This window comes from Agrobacterium rosae, assembly GCF_002915175.1.
Lineage (GTDB): Bacteria > Pseudomonadota > Alphaproteobacteria > Rhizobiales > Rhizobiaceae > Agrobacterium > Agrobacterium rosae.
Genome location: NZ_NXEJ01000002.1, coordinates 313100 through 331788 on the forward strand (window position 1 = coordinate 313100; position 18689 = coordinate 331788).

Annotated in this window: 10 protein-coding genes, 1 tRNA gene and 1 pseudogene; 7 read left to right on the top strand and 5 right to left on the bottom strand. The window is 56.5% G+C overall.

Annotation, left to right across the window (positions count from 1 at the left end; translation table 11 throughout):
- Nucleotides 1-10 precede the first annotated feature (10 nt).
- Nucleotides 11-1864, bottom strand: a complete 1854-nt coding sequence (locus CPJ18_RS04250; RefSeq protein ID WP_245445317.1) for a putative bifunctional diguanylate cyclase/phosphodiesterase — start codon at nucleotides 1862-1864, stop codon at nucleotides 11-13.
- A 559-nt stretch (nucleotides 1865-2423) separates the two neighbouring features.
- Between CPJ18_RS04250 and CPJ18_RS04260 the strand changes: the two genes are divergently transcribed.
- The 7 genes from CPJ18_RS04260 (at nucleotide 2424) to CPJ18_RS04290 (ending at nucleotide 10663) form a co-directional block, all read left to right on the top strand.
- Nucleotides 2424-3221: an outer membrane protein gene (locus CPJ18_RS04260; protein ID WP_103657153.1), complete on the top strand. Its 798-nt coding sequence runs from the start codon at nucleotides 2424-2426 to the stop codon at nucleotides 3219-3221.
- A 208-nt stretch (nucleotides 3222-3429) separates the two neighbouring features.
- Nucleotides 3430-4608: a phosphoserine transaminase gene (locus CPJ18_RS04265; protein ID WP_103657154.1), complete on the top strand. Its 1179-nt coding sequence runs from the start codon at nucleotides 3430-3432 to the stop codon at nucleotides 4606-4608.
- A gap of 76 nt (nucleotides 4609-4684) precedes the next feature.
- A complete protein-coding gene (gene serA / locus CPJ18_RS04270) occupies nucleotides 4685-6280 on the top strand; it encodes a phosphoglycerate dehydrogenase (protein ID WP_077104152.1) in 1596 nt (531 codons plus the stop codon).
- A 202-nt stretch (nucleotides 6281-6482) separates the two neighbouring features.
- A complete protein-coding gene (locus CPJ18_RS04275; RefSeq protein ID WP_103657155.1) occupies nucleotides 6483-7553 on the top strand; it encodes a Tim44 domain-containing protein in 1071 nt (356 codons plus the stop codon).
- A 368-nt stretch (nucleotides 7554-7921) separates the two neighbouring features.
- Nucleotides 7922-9109 carry an OpgC family protein gene (locus CPJ18_RS04280; protein ID WP_103657156.1) on the top strand — a complete coding sequence of 396 codons (1188 nt, stop codon included), beginning with the start codon at nucleotides 7922-7924 and terminating at the stop codon, nucleotides 9107-9109.
- A gap of 146 nt (nucleotides 9110-9255) precedes the next feature.
- Nucleotides 9256-10452: a tRNA 2-thiouridine(34) synthase MnmA gene (gene mnmA, locus CPJ18_RS04285; RefSeq protein ID WP_103657157.1), complete on the top strand. Its 1197-nt coding sequence runs from the start codon at nucleotides 9256-9258 to the stop codon at nucleotides 10450-10452.
- Between the two features lie 134 nt (nucleotides 10453-10586).
- A tRNA-Met gene (locus CPJ18_RS04290) sits at nucleotides 10587-10663 on the top strand.
- Here the strand turns inward: CPJ18_RS04290 and CPJ18_RS04295 are convergent.
- From CPJ18_RS04295 to CPJ18_RS04310, 4 genes and pseudogenes are all read right to left on the bottom strand, one after another.
- Nucleotides 10658-12910, bottom strand: a complete 2253-nt coding sequence (locus tag CPJ18_RS04295) for a glycosyltransferase family 4 protein (protein ID WP_103657158.1) — start codon at nucleotides 12908-12910, stop codon at nucleotides 10658-10660. The two genes, CPJ18_RS04290 and CPJ18_RS04295, sit on opposite strands and share 6 nt — an antisense overlap.
- Nucleotides 12907-16149: a glycosyltransferase gene (locus CPJ18_RS04300; protein WP_245445319.1), complete on the bottom strand. Its 3243-nt coding sequence runs from the start codon at nucleotides 16147-16149 to the stop codon at nucleotides 12907-12909. Before CPJ18_RS04300 ends, CPJ18_RS04295 begins: the two co-directional genes overlap by 4 nt.
- Before the next feature lie 104 nt (nucleotides 16150-16253).
- Nucleotides 16254-17402: pseudogene (locus tag CPJ18_RS04305) on the bottom strand (glycosyltransferase family 1 protein); the annotation flags it as partial.
- 73 nt (nucleotides 17403-17475) lie between these two features.
- Complete coding sequence (locus CPJ18_RS04310; protein WP_103657160.1) at nucleotides 17476-18636, bottom strand: glycosyltransferase; 1161 nt, start codon at nucleotides 18634-18636, stop codon at nucleotides 17476-17478.
- Between the last annotated feature and the right edge of the window lie 53 nt (nucleotides 18637-18689).

Below are 18689 nucleotides of genomic sequence, written 5' to 3' on the forward strand. Positions count from 1 at the left end.
GCGTACAGCTTTACGCCATGCGGTAATAAGGCCGGTGAGCATCCGTCTCCGACGCCAGAAAGTCGAGGATGGCGTTTTCGGCCATCGGCCGTGAAAACAGATAGCCCTGCACCAAAGTCCCACCGAGATGGCTGATGACGGCGATCTCTTCTGCGGTTTCGACGCCTTCAACAATGGCATCGAGCCCCATTTCTCGGCTCAGCGTCAAAACGGATCGCACGATTTTTTCGCTGGCGGGGTTGTCCTGTATCTCGTGGACAAAGCTGTGGTCGATCTTGATCTTGGTCAGCGGCAAGGAGTGCAGACACGTCAGGCTGGAATATCCGGTGCCGAAATCATCCAGAGAAATGCCGCAGCCGATGTTTCTCAGCATTTCGACCGACTGCCTGGCTTGGCGCGTATCGTGAATGAAGGCTGTCTCGGTGATTTCCAGATCGACGCGGGAGGCATCGAAACCGCTTGTCTCGATGATGGCGATGATGACCATCACCGCTTCCGAACTGTTCAAATCCTGTGCGGAAAGATTGAAGGAGAGCCGGATGTCCTCCGGCCATTTGCGGGCAGCTTCCAGTGCTTTCTTGAGCAGGGGTCTCGTGAGGCTGCCAATGATGCCGGCGCGTTCTGCAATGGGAATGAATTGGGCGGGCGACACTCGCCCCAGGGCCGGGCTGTCCCAGCGGGCCAGAGCTTCAAAACCGGTGGTCTTGTTCAGTGATATATCCACGATGGGCTGAAACACGACGGAGAGTTCCGCGACGAGGTCTGCCTGTTTCAATGTCTGCTCGATGCGCGCATCGCGATGGATTTCTGCCACGTGGCGGGCGGTGAAAAGCGTGCTGTTTCCACGTTTCTGGCGTTTGCCATGGTATAGCGCATAATCGGCACGGTCGAACAATTCTTCGGGCGATGATGCCAGATCGGGATAGACGGCAATGCCGATAGAGCCGGAAATCATGATCGTTGCGTCCGGCAACGTGAAGGGTGAATGCATATGTTCGCACATGCGATTGGCTTCGCCCACGACGTCTCTGTTGATTGCGACATCGGAGATGATGAAGGCAAATTCATCGCCGCCCAGCCGCGCCAGGAAAAGGTCTTCCGATGCGAAAGAGTGGGTGAGGCGGTTGCTGACTTCCATCAAAAGCCGATCACCGGAGGAATGACCGTAGAGATCATTGACGGGTTTGAAGCCATCGAGATCGATCACCCCAACGGCCAGACGTGTCTGCTCGTGGTTTGCGGTATCGAACGCTTCCGTCAGATGGTTGAAAAATGCCCGTCGGTTCGGCAACCCGGTCAGGCTGTCGATATTCGCCAGCCGCAGATTTTCATTGCTCAACGCTTCGGTCTGCTGCTGGGCGACGATCATGCGTTCGAAATTGCCGTAGTTGACCATCAGCACCGCCAGCATACCAAAGCTGACCAGAAGAATATTGACAGCGATTGCGACGAACGTTGCGTGACCAGTGGACATGAAAAACACGATAAATGCGCCGTTCACGATGACGGCAACAATGAAGGCGGCCGAGCGCACGTGCATCATGCAGAAGATGCAGGAGATGACCGTGATGGCCATATAGAAGGCAATGTGAGACTGCTGGTAAGCATCGCCGTAAGGATAAAGCAGGAAAGACCACAGCGTAAAAGCGATAGAGATAACAACAGCCAGTCGTTGCGTTCTTTTCAGCGCTCTGAAAGTTTCCTCTGCGGATGGCAAATGATTTCGTAACTTCCACCAGAATATGACCCTGATGATGCTGATGACGGAAAAGACGGATGGCACGGTAACCGTCAGCCACGCTGGCGCAACCGACATGTGCGTTGCTGCCAACGCCCAGGTACTCGATATCAAAATAAAGTACATGACCGGCATCTGCCTGCAAAAAGCACGATACTTCGCTTTCAGCAGGTCTGGATTATGAACCGGAATTCGGATGAATTCGATAAGATGCTTGAGCTGGACGTTCAAAGAAGACAAACCTTGGAGGATTTTTTTAACGGTCCGCTGCACAGAGTGCCACTGAAACGTGCGGGAGTAAATTTCCCTTACCAACAGACCGTCATGTCTGATCTTCACATCATGTTTTGCGAGGACACTCGCAATCTATACTGATCCTACGCGACTATTGTTTCGATTAGGACAATAATATTAGCTAACGAAATATTATTCCGGCTGCATAGGCTCGGCCGCGGTCCCGGCATGGGGCAGTTGGAATCACCCGTATTCCGTGAGTTTTATTTTCCCACGTTAGCCGTGTCGGTTTGCGATCTGTCTGGAGTGTTAACCGTACTTCTTCATAAAGATGACTGAAGTATCCGCGGATTTTAATCGGTATTTAACCATTTTCCTTCAGGCTTCGTAAATGAAGAATTTCACGGGTATTGTCGCGCTTGACGCCTATACCGCTTAGGGAGCCGCCGTTATGAAAAAGAGCCTAATCGGTGTTGTCGCCGCTTTGATGACATGCCAAACCGCCTTCGCAGCCGATGTTTACCAGGAACCAGCGCCAGCTTTTGTCGATCAGGCACCGGAAGTTCAAGTGCAGCAGGCAAGTGGCTGGTATCTGCGTGGCGATGTCGGTTACTCGTTCAACAAGTCGCGTGGCGCAGAATATACCCGTTTTGATTCTGGTAGCCCAGTGAATTACAGCTTCGGGAATAGGTCTGTCGAAGACAATTTCCTTTATGGTGCTGGTGTTGGTTATCAGATCAACAACTATCTCCGTACGGATCTGACCTTCGACTACATGGCAAAATCGAAGTTTAGTGCCAATGGACCACTTATTAATAATGTGGATTCGGCAGTGCGTGCTTATTCGCTGATGGCCAATGCCTATGTCGATCTGGGAACCTATGGCCGCATAACGCCATATCTCGGCGCTGGTATCGGTGGTGCACATGTAAAATGGGACAAGGTGTCGAGCTGCGGTAACTGCGAAATCGAGGGCGAGGGCAATTGGCGTTTCGCTTACGCTTTGATGGCTGGTGCCTCGATCGATGTTACCTGTAACTTGAAAGCCGATGTCGGCTACCGTTTCCGCCAGATTGGCAGCGGCAGCATGTTCGGCACGAGTGGAAGTGGCTTGACGTCTGCCGGCCGTGACAAGGGTCTCACCTCGCATGAAGTGCGCGTCGGCGGCCGTTACGTCTTCAACGGTTGCGACACCGCCCAGTATATTCCGCCAGCAGACATTCCGCTGCAGCCTGCCGTTTACAAATAAGCGTCTTGCTCTATCGATCTTCAAACCGTTCGCGTCCTCTTTGGATGCGGGCGGTTTTTGCTATGTAGCGCGTTTGACGATGACGCAGACGCGCCAAGAAACCTGTCGGCTGCGACATATTCCGCTTGACTGCGACAGGCGAGAGGCATAGCAACGACGGCAGGACACCTCTCCCTAACGAGAGGCGCCTATCTGAAAGGGTAGTCAAATGACTGATATAGTGAAGCCGGACACCCGTCCGGGCAATGCGCATTTTTCTTCTGGTCCTTGCTCGAAGCGCCCCGGTTGGTCGCTCGAAGCTCTCGCTGATGCACCGCTCGGTCGCTCGCATCGCGCCAAGGTTGGCAAAGCCAAGCTGAAGCAGGCCATCGATCTCACCCGCGAAGTTCTGAACGTTCCTGCCGATTATCGCATCGGTATCGTTCCCGCATCCGACACTGGTGCCGTGGAAATGGCTCTGTGGTCGATGCTCGGTGAACGTGGCGTCGATATGGTTGCGTGGGAAAGCTTCGGTGCCGGTTGGGTGACCGACGTCGTCAAGCAGCTGAAGCTGAAGGACGTGCGCAGAATAGAAGCCGACTACGGCGTCCTCCCTGACCTTTCCACAATCGATTTTGACCGTGACGTGGTCTTTACCTGGAACGGCACCACATCCGGTGTTCGCGTTCCAAACGCTGATTTCATTCCCGCTGATCGCAAGGGTCTGACCATCTGCGATGCGACATCTGCCGCATTTGCGCAGGACATGGACTTTACCAAGCTCGACGTGGTGACCTTCTCCTGGCAGAAGGTTCTGGGCGGCGAGGGTGGCCATGGCGTCATCATTCTGTCGCCGCGTGCTGTAGAGCGTCTGACGACTTACGTGCCTGCTTGGCCACTGCCGAAGATTTTCCGCATGACTTCAGGCGGCAAGCTGATCGAAGGCATCTTCACTGGCGAAACCATCAACACGCCATCCATGCTCTGCGTTGAAGACTACATCGATGCGCTGCTTTGGGCTAAGAACCTCGGTGGTCTGAACGCCCTGATGGCGCGTGCCGATGCAAACGCCAAGGTCATCTTCGACTTCGTGGCCGAACATAACTGGATTGCCAATCTGGCAGTCGTTGACGAGACGCGCTCCAACACCTCCGTCTGCCTCAAGATCGTCTGCAAGGATGTTGCAGCTCTCGATGCTGCCGCGCAGGCCGATTTCGCCAAGGGCATGGTTGCCCTTCTCGAAAAGGAAAATGTTGCGCTCGACATTGGTGCTTACCGCGATGCGCCGTCGGGCCTTCGCATCTGGGCCGGTGCCACCATCGAAACGGCTGATATGAAAGCCGTCACGCCTTGGCTGAAATGGGCATTCGAAACGCAGAAGGCTGCGGTTTTCAAGGCTGCCGCCTGATCTATTCCGGCCCTGCCACGGCAGGGCCGCCCATGCCTCATTCTCAAGACTGAACTCATTTTAGGGAGCCCAAACCATGGCACCTCGCGTACTCGTATCTGACGAACTGTCGGAAACCGCCGTCCAGATCTTCCGTGATCGCGGCGTCGAAGTCGATTTCCAGCCGAAGCTTGGCAAGGACAAGGACAAGCTGGCCGAAATCATCGGCAATTATGATGGTCTGGCCATTCGTTCCGCCACCAAGGCGACGGAAAAGCTGATCGAAGCGGCAACCAACCTCAAGGTCATCGGTCGCGCCGGTATCGGTGTCGACAATGTCGATATTCCAGCCGCATCGCGCCGTGGCATCATCGTCATGAACACGCCTTTCGGCAACTCCATCACCACGGCTGAACACGCGATTGCGCTGATGTTTGCCGTTGCTCGCCAGCTTCCAGCTGCCGATACGTCTACACAGGCTGGCAAGTGGGAAAAGTCCAAGTTCATGGGCGTCGAAATCACCGGCAAGACGCTTGGCGTCATCGGTGCGGGCAATATCGGCGGCATCGTCTGCTCGCGTGCTCTCGGCCTCAAGATGAACGTTCTGGCCTACGACCCCTTCCTGTCGCCAGAGCGCGCGCAGGAAATGGGCGTGACGAAGGTTGAGTTGGACGAGTTGCTTGCACAGGCCGATTTCATCACACTTCACGTGCCGATGACCGACAAGACACGCGGCATTCTCGGCGCTGAAAACCTTGCCAAGACCAAGCCCGGCGTTCGCATCATCAACTGCGCCCGTGGTGGTCTGGTCGATGAGGCAGCGCTTGCCGACGCCATCAAGTCCGGCCATGTCGCCGGTGCCGGTTTCGATGTGTTCGAAGTCGAGCCCGCAACGGAAAGCCCGCTGTTTGGCCTGCCCAACGTCGTCTGCACGCCGCACCTTGGCGCTTCGACCACTGAAGCACAGGAAAACGTGGCGCTTCAGGTTGCCGAGCAGATGTCGGATTACCTCGTCAAGGGTGCCGTTTCCAACGCCATTAACATGCCGTCGATCACCGCTGACGAAGCCCCGCGCCTCAAGCCCTTCATCAAGCTGGCAGACGTTCTCGGCTCCTTCGTCGGTCAGGTGCAGGAAAGCGCCACCAAGGAAATCGAAATCCTTTATGATGGCGCAACCGCCAACATGAACACCAAGGCGCTCACATCTGCGCTTCTCGCTGGTCTGATCCGCCCACAGGTGGCTGACGTGAACATGGTTTCCGCGCCCATCATGATCAAGGAAAAGGGCATCATCCTTTCCGAAGTTAAGCGCGACAAGACCGGTGTCTATGACGGCTTCATCAAGCTGACGGTGAAGACCGAAAACCAGGTTCGTTCGGTTGCCGGCACGGTGTTTTCGGATGGCAAGGCGCGCTTCATCCAGATCAAGAACATCAACATGGATGCCGATGTCGGTCAGCACATGATCTACATCACCAACACCGACGTTCCCGGCATGATCGGCTTCATGGGTACGACTTTGGGTGAAGCTGGCGTCAACATCGCTAACTTCCAGCTGGGTCGCGAAAAGGAAAGCGGCGACGCCATCGCGCTTCTCTACGTCGATGGCCCGGTGTCGGAAGATGTGCTGGACAAGCTGCGCGCCAACCCCGCCATCCGTCAGGTCAAGTCGCTGTCCTTCAACATCGACTGATCTGGTTCAGTTTTTCGCTGATGATAATTGCCCGGTAAAGGAGAAATCCTGTGCCGGGTTTTTTGTGTTTACATGCGTATAATTACTCATAGTTGTATATCACGAAAAATTTTATGCCATTCCTCTAAAAATGATGATCCATAGTTGCTATATCGACCATGACGAGCCGCTCAATGGGAGGGCGGCGTAACAGGAGAAGACGATGTTTGCTGCCATTAGGCGCTTTAGAGGTTTGTTTGCGGTTGCCGCGTTGGGTATTGCAGTGTCATTCATTGCTGTGGATATGGCTGAGGCAAGACGTGCAAGCGGCGGATTTGGCAGCCGTGGCACCCGCACCTTTTCCGCGCCGCCTGCGACAGCGACAACGCCGGGCCAGGCTGCGCCTATCAACCGCAGCATGACACCAAACACCAACCAGGCAACGCAGCCAGGTGGTGCAGCACGTCCAGCGGCACAGGCACCGCAGCAGAGCCGCGGTATGTTCGGTGGCATGATGGGCGGCCTCATGGGTGGCTTACTGATGGGCGGCCTGTTCGGCATGCTTATGGGCGGCGGTTTTGGCGGCATGGCCGGTTTCTTCGGCCTGTTGATCCAGGGCCTCCTGATTGGCGGTCTCGTGATGCTCGCCATGCGCTTCTTCGCATCGCGCCGTCAGGGCAAGCCTGCTTTCGGCGGTGCGGCTGGTAACAGCTCTGCGCGCAATGACTATTCTGCGCCGCAGGGTAACCAGAATTCCATGGGTGGCTTCAAAATTCCGCAGATGGGCTCCAAGGCCGGATCCTTCGGTGGCGCTGCCGCCGCTGCAACAGCTGCTCCCGTTGCGCCAAAGCCGGTCCCGCATGAAAATGCGATGTCGGAAGGTGACGAAATCGGCGTGACACAGGTTGATCTTGAGACCTTCCAGAAGACGCTCGAAAACGTTCAGGCCGCCTATGCTGCCGAAGACTACGGCACGCTTCGCAAGCTGACGACGCCGGAAGCCATGTCCTATCTTGCCGAGGAACTGAGCGACCACGCCACCAGCGGTGTCAAGAACGATGTGCGTGACGTGACCCTGTTGCAGGGTGATGTTTCGGAGGCCTGGCATGAAGAGGGCAAGGATTACGCTACCGTTGCCATGCGCTACTCCGCCATCGATGTGATGCGTGACCGTAACACTGGCAAAATTGTTGAAGGTGACGAGCACAAGCCGGAAGAATCAACCGAACTGTGGACATTCGTTCGCCAGAACGGTGCGGAGTGGCAGGTTGCCGCTATTCAAGCCGCAGCCTGATTGGTTGAAAAAAACTGAGTGAAATGTGGCCGGTGTGGAGGACTTCCGCACCGGCCACAGTCGTTCTAAACGCCCTGTATTTCAGGCAATCACGGCACCTTTTCCGCTAAGCCATTGTTCCGGCTCGCCGCACTTCGTCCACGCAATGACCCTTTTTCATTCATCCGGCGTTCATTCGGTCCGCTCTAACCAAGGGCAGAACACATCAATGTGAAATCAGCGCGAGCGGTAAAACACTGTTTTCAGCGGAACCGTAGCTTAAAAACCGCGTTCACGATCCAAGTCAGGATGGCGACCCAAGATCCATCCAGTCGTTCGGATCAGGCCAATTGGTTTCCAAAGGCCTGCGAGTATGGAGAGCAATCTAAATGAAACGCTTCGACCTGATCGATGGGATGCGCGGGTATTTTCTCGTTTTCATGCTGATCAACCACTTGGTCTTTGCCGGTGGTCTTTGGCTGATGGAAATCAATCATAGACAGTTTGCTTTCGTGGAAGACGCTCAAGGCTTCGTATTCCTATCCGGCCTTTTGATCGGCATGGTCTATGCGCGCAAGATGATGAAATACGGTTACGAAGCCGGACGCGACATGATCTGGAGCCGGGCTCTAGAGCTTTACAAATACGCGATGGGTCTCGTCATTGCGGTGCTTTTCGTTCGCATGGTCGTACCGCACGCACCTTACATCTGGTACAACTGGTTGGGCATGACGTCGTTTGACGATCCGTTGCGTCTGGCAGCAATCGCGACGTTCCTGTTCCAGCCGACCTTTATGGATATTCTGCCGCAATATATCGTCTACATGATTTTTGCGCCGTTCCTGGTTAAGCTCTGCCTTGATGGCAAGTGGGCCTATGTCATGGCGGGTTCGCTGCTGGTGTGGATGGCTGGTCAGCTCGGCTTGCAGCAGCTGTTCACGACGCCCATCAACGAACTGGTAAAGGGGGCGGACGAGCAGGGCATTCGTGTCAGCTTCAACCTGTTCGGCTGGCAGCTGGTTTTCTTCTCTGCACTGGTGATGGGTGCCATGACGGCCCAGAACAAGATCGCATGGACGAAAATCTTCTCGCCGCAGCGTAGCTGGATCGCCAAAGCGGCGCTCATCGTCTGCCTGTTCTTCGTGCCGCTGCGTATTGCAACGGCGTGGAACCTGATGCCGGAATTCATGCTCGGCAAGTTTTCGACCATGGAAATCCGCGCTGACTTCGGTCCAGTCTATCTCATCAACTTTCTCGCCGTCGGCGTTGGACTGACATGGTTGCTGATCGCTGGTCCCAAGCACCACAATCCGCTGGTGCAGAAAGCGGCCGCTGCCGTGATCTGGGTTCTGTCGCTGAAGTTTCTTCAGCTTCTGGGTCGCCACTCGCTTCAGGTCTATGTCTGGCACGTCGCCATTGTCTACGGCATCTACTATCTCGATGGCCGTACCGCAGAGCTGACACAGGTGGAAAAGACGATCATCGCACTTGTTGGCGTCGCCATGTTGGCTCTTCCCGCCTTGTGGAGAGAACGAGAAAAGTGGCTGGGCGACGGTCAGAAGACTGCTGGCGCTTAACCAACCTAAATCGATCTATGTCCTGATGCAGGGCGGCCTTGCCGCCCTGTACTTGCGCGTGAAAGCATTTCTTTCTATATGCAAGCTGAAAAATACGACAGGCAGCGGGGCCTTGACCCCCGGTATGACTGACGATTGGAAAACCAGTGAACACGCTCGACTTTGATAAGAAGCCGGAAGATACCCGGATTGTCGTCGCCATGTCCGGCGGCGTGGACTCCTCCGTTGTGGCAGGCATTCTGAAACGCGAGGGCTATGATGTCCTCGGCATTACCCTTCAGCTCTACGATCACGGCGCTGCCGTGCATCGTGCAGGCTCCTGCTGTGCGGGTCAGGATATCGATGACGCCCGTCGCGTTTGTGAAACGCTGGGCATCCCTCATTATGTGCTGGATTATGAAGCCCGCTTTCGTGAAACGGTGATCAACCCGTTTGCCGAAGCCTATGCCATGGGCGAAACCCCGGTTCCCTGCGTTGCCTGTAACCAGACAGTCAAGTTCGCCGATCTCTTGGCGACTGCACAGGAACTGGGTGCGGATGCACTGGCAACGGGACATTATATCCGCTCGAGACTCAACCCCGTTGCCGGCCATCCCAATCGCCGAGCCCTCTATCGCCCCATTGATAGCGACCGTGACCAGAGCTGGTTCCTGTTTGCCACCACGCAGGAGCAGATCGATTATCTGCGCTTTCCGCTGGGTGGTCTCTCCAAGGCGCAAACGCGCGAACTGGCAGAAGAGATGGGCCTCGTCGTGGCGAAGAAGGCCGACAGTCAGGACATCTGTTTCGTACCACAGGGCAAATACACCGATATCATCAACAAGCTGAAGCCAAATGCGGCGCTGGTGGGGGATATCGTTCATCTCGATGGCCGCGTACTGGGGCGTCACGATGGCATCGTGCACTACACCATCGGCCAGCGGCGTGGCATTGGCGTCGCGACGGGTGAACCGCTTTACGTCGTACATCTGGATGCCCGCGGCCGTCGCGTCATCGTCGGCCCGCGTGAGGCGCTGGAAACCCACCGGGTCTATCTACGCGACATGAACTGGCTGGGTGACGGCGACCTCACCAGTGATGCTCATGAGGGCTTCGCGTGCTTCGCCAAGGTCCGTTCGACGCGTCCGCCTGGAGAAGCGACGTTGCACGTTGATGAGAGAGGCGTTTACGTCGATCTGGCCATAGGCGAGGCCGGTGTCGCGCCTGGGCAAGCCTGCGTCCTCTATTCTGCCCCTGGTGCCGATGCGCGCGTATATGGTGGCGGGTTCATCGAACGTTCCGAACGTTCAGCAGAGGCTGAGGCATTGCTGAAGGCACTGCTCCAAAGTCAGGTTGCAGCCTGAAACCATTCAGGTTTTTGCCACATGGCAGAAAGCTTCGTTTTTGCGCATCTTGCGCTTGACACTTTAGGGAGCGGCACCTTATAAGCCGCTCATCCTGATGGACGGACAGTTACACAACTGTCACGTCCCTCTGTGGCGGGGTAGCTCAGGTGGTTAGAGCAGCGGAATCATAATCCGCGTGTCGGGGGTTCAAGTCCCTCTCCCGCTACCATTTTTCCAGATTTATCTGACGTTTCAACTCCTCCGAGAGCGGTTGATGCACTGAGCGTTCCCCATTCTCGAACTTCGCTGCCAACAACCCATTCTCACAAGGGCGATCATCGTCCCAACCGGGGTGGTTGACGATGGGGTAGAGGCAGATGCCCTCGATGGGCACGCCTTGTTTCATTGCCGCGGTGACTTCCTGGTGGATGTAAGATGCCCAGCTTGCACGCCTGTCCCCTTCGATGCCGGTTTCGGCGATGAAGATGGGTTTGCCATAACGGGCGTAGGTCTCAGTGAGGACGGTTCTGAAGGGTTTGTAGAGTGGGTGGTCCATGTCGATGGGTGGGCCGCCGTGGATCCATTGGTTGTTGTGATAGTAATTGACGCCGATGATATCGAGATATTTGTCTGCACCACCGATTTGCGGCCACATGCGGCCTGAGAGCAGATCCCAACCTTGAAATTGCGATTGACGATGGCCTTCTGCGACGCCGCGTTCCCATGGGCGGGAGGGGTCGGTGATGACGTTGATGACGGGGTCGCAATGGACGAAACGGGCTCTTGGTTCGACCGAGAGAATGGCATCCATGGCGGCGATTGCCGCATGGGCCAATTGTACCTTGAGCTCGAAGCCGCGTCCGTGGGCGAAGGGGTTGAGGTAGGCCGCGTCACCGCCACCCCAGGAGAAGAACGAGATTTCATTGACGGGAGAGTAGTAGGGAATGGCATCGGTTTGGTCTTTGACGACCTGTGCGGCGGCGGCGGCAAACCGGGCAAATCGATCCACGAAATGCGGGGACCATATGTCGATATCATCAGGCCAACCATAATGCAGAATATCCCAGATGACCTGAGTGCCGGTGTCATTTGCCGCCTTCAGCATCGGTGTGAAACTCGACCAGTCGTATTGTCCTGATGTGGTTTCGATCAGGTGCCAGCGCAGTCCGTCGCGCACCGTGCGGATCGCGTGAGATGCCAGCTGCCGGTAGTCCGCTGCCGCGTGGGTGTCATGCTCCGTCGACGCGATAACATCCAGACGCCTGCCGATGGTTTGACCGTCCCGGGGCCGTAGGCGGTGGGTGGAACATTCGAAACCGCCTTGTAGGAAAGATTGGAACAGGCCGGTTGGGCCGGATGCCGGTCTTTCGGCGATAACCGTGTCGATCAGCCGTTCCCACTGCGGAACAACGGCGGTGGCGCTGTAGGTGGTTTCCACCTTGTAACGGAGGGCCTGTCCTATTGTCCTGCGCAACTCGGCGGATGTGCTCAGCGTGTCAATTGCAGCGGCGACGGCTGCAGGGTCGTTGTAGGGGACGAAAAGACCGGATACGCCATCTGCGATCTGCTGCATCGCGCCATTATCGGGTGTAGCAATGACCGGCAGACCGGCGGCACCTGCTTCCGCAATGACATGCGGCATGCCTTCGCCCTTTGAAAGCCAGACGAAGATATCCAGTGCCGACAGAAGAGCAGGGATGTCCTTGCGATCACCGAGGAAACGAAGGACGTTTTGCAACTGTCTGGTCTGTGCCAATGTCTGCAACTGCTCGGCATATTCAGGCATAAAGGCGTCCGGGCCGCCGATGACGAGAAACCGCATATCGGGATTTCGTGCATGCGCCAGTGCTGCCGCTTCGATGAAATCCTCGACATTCTTCTTGGGGTCGAGCCTGCCCACCCAGCCCACCAGGACCGTGCCTTGATCCACGCCGAGTGACGCGCGCACCGCCGCGCGCTCAATGCCATCGAACTCAGAGAGGTCGACCATGGAGGGGATTTCGACAACATCGCTCTCGCGTCCCGGCATGATGGATGCGGCGGCGTCGCATATGGAGCGGCAGACGCCAACGTAACGGCTGGTGAAATGTTTGGGGCCGGCCAAGGCCTCGGACACCAGCCCGCCATGTTCAATCAGTGGCGGACGCCAATGCATGCGCTCCAATGCAGGGTAAATATCGGCAACGTTCTGGCAGGAGATGACGACATCGTAGCTCGCTATCTTGTTTGCAAGATACGCGGCCGTATCCTCGAAAGACAGGCTGTAGGGGGTCGTATCGACGTTGACGCCGAGTTCGGTCAATTGCTCATGTGTCTGATGCGGCATGTTGGGTTTGTGAAAACAGGCAACGACGTCGATTCGGTAGCGACGAGGGTCTAGATTGCGAGCGAGCAACCGAACCTCGGTTTCCTCACCGCCGACGACAAGCCATGCGAAAACGAAGAGAATGCGAATAGGCGGTTGTTGCGGTATCATGCGTTGACCTTGAAAACGATCTGGAGAAATTCCGGGCGGTTTGTGAGGAGGTCAGCCAGAAATGCGGGTCCGTCTTCAAGCGGGATTACATGCGTTATCATCTGTTCGCGGATAATAGCGCCGTGGCTTTTCAACAGGCTCACGGTCTCAAGGGAAAGACGCCGCTTGTCCCACTGGCCAGACAGACCGCGTGGGACGCGGTTGATCTGCGCGCAGCGGATGTTGAGGCCATTGTGGTGGAATTCCTCTCCCAGCCGCAGCCTGTCCGCTCCGCCTTGATAGAAGGCGAGATCGACGACCGTTCCTTGCGGGCGAAGGGCCTTCAGCGCGATGTGCAGACTTTCAGCGTGAGCGCGTGTCTGGAAAACGATATCCGCTCCACGGTCGCTGCCGCCGTTGTGCCAGCGCGCTTTCGCGTGCTGCCAGGCTTCGTCCTCCGTCATGGCGATAATGCCCATGGCGTTAGCCTTTTCACGCCTGAACTGCGAAGGGTCGGCAAGGATAACGCCGAGCGCTCCCGCTTTTTGCGCAAACAGTGCCGTCATCAGACCAACGGTGCCGGCTCCAATAACGATGACGTGACGGCCTGCGACACCCGCACCGAATGACGGGACGTTGTTTCCAAGGGCGTCGGCATCCGCGTGCAGAATGCCGTTGGCAGCGATGGGCCCCATCTGCGCGGCCAAGACGCCGAGAATGGGGTCGATATCATCACGAAGTGGAACAAAAACATCATGAAACGGATCGGCGGTGTGGCCGCTTTTGTGACCGTAGGTACCGGCGAGGATCTCGCCAGCTTGGAAGCCAGCCGCACGGGATTCCGACACGCGAGCGACCTCCATGTAACCCAAAAACGGCACGGGATAATGCAAATCCGGTTCGTTTTCGAGGAATACACCTCTGCCAGCATCGAACCGCGAATGGAAATACGGGTTGGTGTTCTTCATGAAGGTCAGCTCGGTCCCGGCCGAAAAACCGGTGTAGAGGGTTTCCAGACGAACCTGACCATCGCCGGGCGGGCCTTCTTCATAATCGAAGAGATAGGCTTTTCCCGGCGCTTCGATGCCGAGAGAGCGGATGATGCGGTGGCCGGGCGGCAGGCCTTGCGGAACATCCTCGCGCGGCGGGTAGCGCAGGGGTGCCTGCGGATTGCGGTCAAGAAGAGGCTGTTGCAGCGAAACCGCTTCACCGCTGTGCGCTGATGTTGCCACGGCCAATGCAACGCGGTGCGTTGCCAGTGCGTCCTCATAGGTACAGCGAATGTGGTTTTCGCCACCCAGTACGGCATCGATGAAATCACGGTCTTCCCGCCAAACAGGGTCGCCTTCGGCGTGGCGAACCGGGCGTCCGGCACCCACATCGACCATGATGTCGTGATCCGTCAGCTCGATTGCCAGACGATCCGCGAAGATGTTGAGGCCAACCTTGTGGCTCCAGCCCAGCAAGCAGGAGGAGGATATGTTGGCAATAACTCCGGACTGGAATGTCAGACTTGCCGTCGTGACCGCTGGCACATCGAGGCCGGGAAAATCGGCGCGATCCTTGAAGCCCACACGACCGTAGACATCGGTGATTTCGCCGACGAGGTAGCGGGCGAGATCGATGATGTGGGTTGCCTGCTCCACCATCTGACCACCTGATAGGTCCAACTTCCACCACCATTGCGGAGGCGGTGTCTGGTCCAGCCAATAACCCGACAAAAGCTGAGCGGGGTTTTCAGCCAGACGGTTGCGCGCCTCCTCGACGGTATCGAGATAACGCCAATGGTAACCGACACCCGTGATCAGGTTTGCGGCTTCGATGGCGGCGCTGAGTTCTTCGGCCAAAGCGAGATCGAGCGTGATCGGCTTTTCGACGAAGAACGGTATGCCGCGGCTGATCAGGTCTCGCTCCGCGTCGCCATGGGCGAAAGGTGGAATGCAGATATAGACGGCATCCAGCGTTTCCCGCTCCAGCATGGCGCGGTGGCTGTCGAAAGCTCTTGCTCCGAAGCGTGAGGCTGCCTGTTCGGCGCGTGTGAAATCCGGGTCGGCAAATGCCACCAGTGCCACGTCCTGGAAACCGGCAAGAATATCCAGATGCCGGTTGGCGATGCCGCCGACGCCGATAAAGCCGATGCGTGCCTTGTTCATGGAAGTCTGTCCTTGTGTGGGTTGTGTGCGGCTGAAAAGAACGCGCCGGTAAACGGCTGCGGTTTCGCTCGCCATGCGTTGTGCTGAGAATTCCTTGTGAAAGCGGGTAGAGCCAGCTTGGCCGACGGCCTTGGCCCGGTCTGGGTCGTTGAGTGCTTTGATCAGCACCTCTGCCAAAGATGCGGGGTTTCCGCTTTCGGCGAGGTAGGGATGGTCGGGTCCGAGAGCTTCGATATTGCCGCCAATGTTGGTGGCTATGACGGGCAGGCCAATCGACATGGCTTCCAGCACCGCAAGTGGCAGGCCTTCGAATTTTGACGGTAAAACGAACAGATCGGCACTCGCCATCAGATCGGCGATATCGCTGCGGTGACCGGCAAACAGAACGTTCTCGGTTAGAGAAAGCTCTTCGACCAAAGCCCGAACCGCCGTCATCTCTTCGCCCCTGCCCACCAGAACAAGTGCTGTGGACGGGTGGGCTGTCAGGACAGCCGGTATCGCCCGAATGAGTGTTGCGTGGTCTTTTTGCCGAGAAAACCGGGCAACCGTCATCAGGACTTTTTTGCCCGCAACCTTATCCGTCACGTCGATGTGCCGGTCGGTGCGAGGCTCCAGCGCGAATGTGCCGTTGCGCACCACCGTCAAGTGTTGGGGATCGATGCCACTGGTTTCAAAGCTTACCTTTGATGCCTGCGACACGACGATGCGGTGAGCAAGAGCTGCGCATTCGCGGGCATATTCTTCTTTCTGGTCGCTATCGGTGAGGAGATAGGGAAGGTGTTCCGTCCTGACCACAGGCACATCGCAAGCGATGCCTGCCCGGGCAATCTCGTGGCCTTCCCAGCCGATGCCCGCATGGACATGAAGCAGGCAAGCGTCCGATGTTTTCAGCCACCACGCCAAATCCGCTGCATCAGCGAATATCTTGATGGCAAGTCCATGACGGGCGGCTTTCGTCATGAGTTCGTCTGCATGCCCGGTGAGGGCGGCGATGGTGACGTCCCATTCATCGCCCAAAGCTCGGCCAAGCGTCAGCATATGCTCACCCATTCCGGATGGGTCGAGACTGTCAGTTGCAAGAACGATCCGGCGTCGATCGTTGCTCATAGGCCGCTTAAGGCCACGGCGTCGTTGCGCGATGCGACGGGAGATTGGCTTGTTTTGCGGGTAACAGGCTGAGCGGCTGTCATGGCGGGATAGGTGTTGCTGAGCACAGCGTCATCCACCAGGGCTTTCATGCTGAGAAATGTCTTGTCCCAGGATGATCCCTCAAGCATTGCATCGACAGGCACCAGCCAATCGCGCCCAGATTTTCTCAGAGCAAGCGCGTCATCACAGGCCGTTGCGAACCCTTCTGCGTCAGCGGCAACGAACACGCCTTCGACGTCGCCGTAGTGTCGAATGACGTCGGTGATGGCTGTGCTGACGACAGGCCGGCCAGCGGCCAGATATTCCGGGGTCTTGGTCGGGCTGATGAATTGTGTCGAGCTGTTGAGCGCAAACGGCATCAGCGCGGCGTCCCATCCCGATAGATAGGCGGGCAGTTCGCTGTAGTTTTTCTGGCCGAGGTAATGAATGTTCGCGGCTCGTGGAAGGTCTTCCAGCGCGATCTTCGCAACGGGGCCGATGATAACGAAAGACAGCTGCGGTCTGGCTTTGGCGACCGCCTCGATCAGTGCCAGATCCAGACGCTCATCGATCACGCCGTAATATCCGACTTTGGGACCGGGGATCGACATCTGATCGGCTGGCTCCTGCCGGTCCTTGCGGGCGGCGTGAAAATGCGCGACGTCCACGCCCGATGGGAAGGCATGAATGTTGTCGTGCTGATCGCATTTCGCCTCGTAAAGGCTGTAACCGCCGGTAAAGACGACGTCGGCGCGCGCGATCAGTGCTGCCTCCATTTCCTTCATACTTTGGGGCGCAAATTTGAAATTCGCCAGCTCATCCATGCAGTCATAAACCACAGCGGAAGCTTCGACATGGCGGGCAAAACCAAACATGGCAGGTGTGTAGAACCACAGGATCGGGGGTGCCGCCCCGTACATGGCCAAGAGATCGTCCAGCAGCTTGGAGAGGGCGAGTTCCCGATCCGCCTCGTTCCACCAATGGGGAATGCGTGGGCGCACTGATTTTACCGTCGTTCCCTCGAAGGGGTGGATTTCGAGATAGGGCAAATGGTGATCTGTCGGAATGAATTCCTCGAAAAAGAAGATGGCTCTGTCTTTGGCAAAGCGTCCCATCAGATGTTGTGGACGTTGAAGGACGAAATCCCATCGCAAATGCGAAAAACAGATGAGCGGCGTTTTGCGCTCGGTCATTGTCTGTAGTGGTGAGGATATCGAACTTGAGAGATTCATTGACGCATCCGCGTTTGAGGGGCGTACTCAAACCGGATGAAATAGGGTTTGTTCCTGAGCTATTGAAAACTTTCTAATACTCTGAAATTCCCATGAGTTCCCGCAATTTGCGGACCGAATGCGGCCATGCCCAATTGTCGATAACCGCCTGCCGAGGTGAGAAGGTCGATATATTCTCCAGTATCGTTTTGATGCCTTCATGAAACTGTTCGGCAGATGCGACCTGACCGGTTTGTGGTGTGATGTATTGAAGGCCGCAACTGAGAGCGCTGTTAGCCAGCACCGGTAGACCGGCAAGCATGTATTCGGTGATGATTGCGGGTGCGCCGTCATTGACGCCACAGACGACGCCGATTTTGGCGAGGTTCATCAGCCGGTTAACTTCGGAAAATGGCACGCCCGGTGGACCTATGAAGTCCACATCGATGCCCAAATCCAGTGCGTAATTTTGCAGTTCGTCGCTCATTTCGCCGTAGCCGAAAACGCATAATGTGCGAATCGACCGTGGGAGCTTGGCTAGAGCCTCGAACAGAATATCGTGGCGTTTGTAGCTCTGTGCTGCCGCAACATAGATGATGTCATAGGGTTTTTCGCCATCGGTCGGGTAGAACATGCAGTCGGATGCGAATTCCGGTCCGATGGGCAGGATTGCAGTTTTTATATGTGGGTGGCGGTTTACCACTTCCTGAGATTGCCATTCCGCACCTGTCAGTATCAGATCGAAATGCTTGCTGACATCAGGTGGTACCCGCAGGGCAGGGGCGTCAATGGAATTATATATTTTATAGCTTGTCTCGCAGGCATTCAAAATATCTTCAGACACGCCAAGTCCCCAGACACATAGAATTTCAGGCGGACCGAATGTGCGGATATGTGCGAGCATATCATTGGAGCTGAAGGGCGGTTGTGGCCCGTTCATCTGAAAAGCACGCCTGATGATGAGGGGCGCTCCCTGCAAATCCTGTTCCGGGGCATCTCCGCCGCGCCAGTGGGTCCAGACCTCCACGACATCCACCAGACCGGCCTTCACGCAGGCCAGCGGTAGACGCTCGATATAGCCGCCCTCGACGTTGAAATCCGGAATAGCTTCAGAGGCGCAGGCTGGTTTTCCACGCTCTCCGCTTTGCCATTGATGTTCTAAGTGTTCGACGTTTGGAACGTCCTCGGGGAAAGGGCCGCCATCCTGATAGTCGCTGATGACGACGAGGCGTCTGAGCGTTGGGTTCTGTGTCATCGCAACGTTCCAGCAGACAATCGAAGTCAAAAGCGCGACACCGGAGTGCCGCG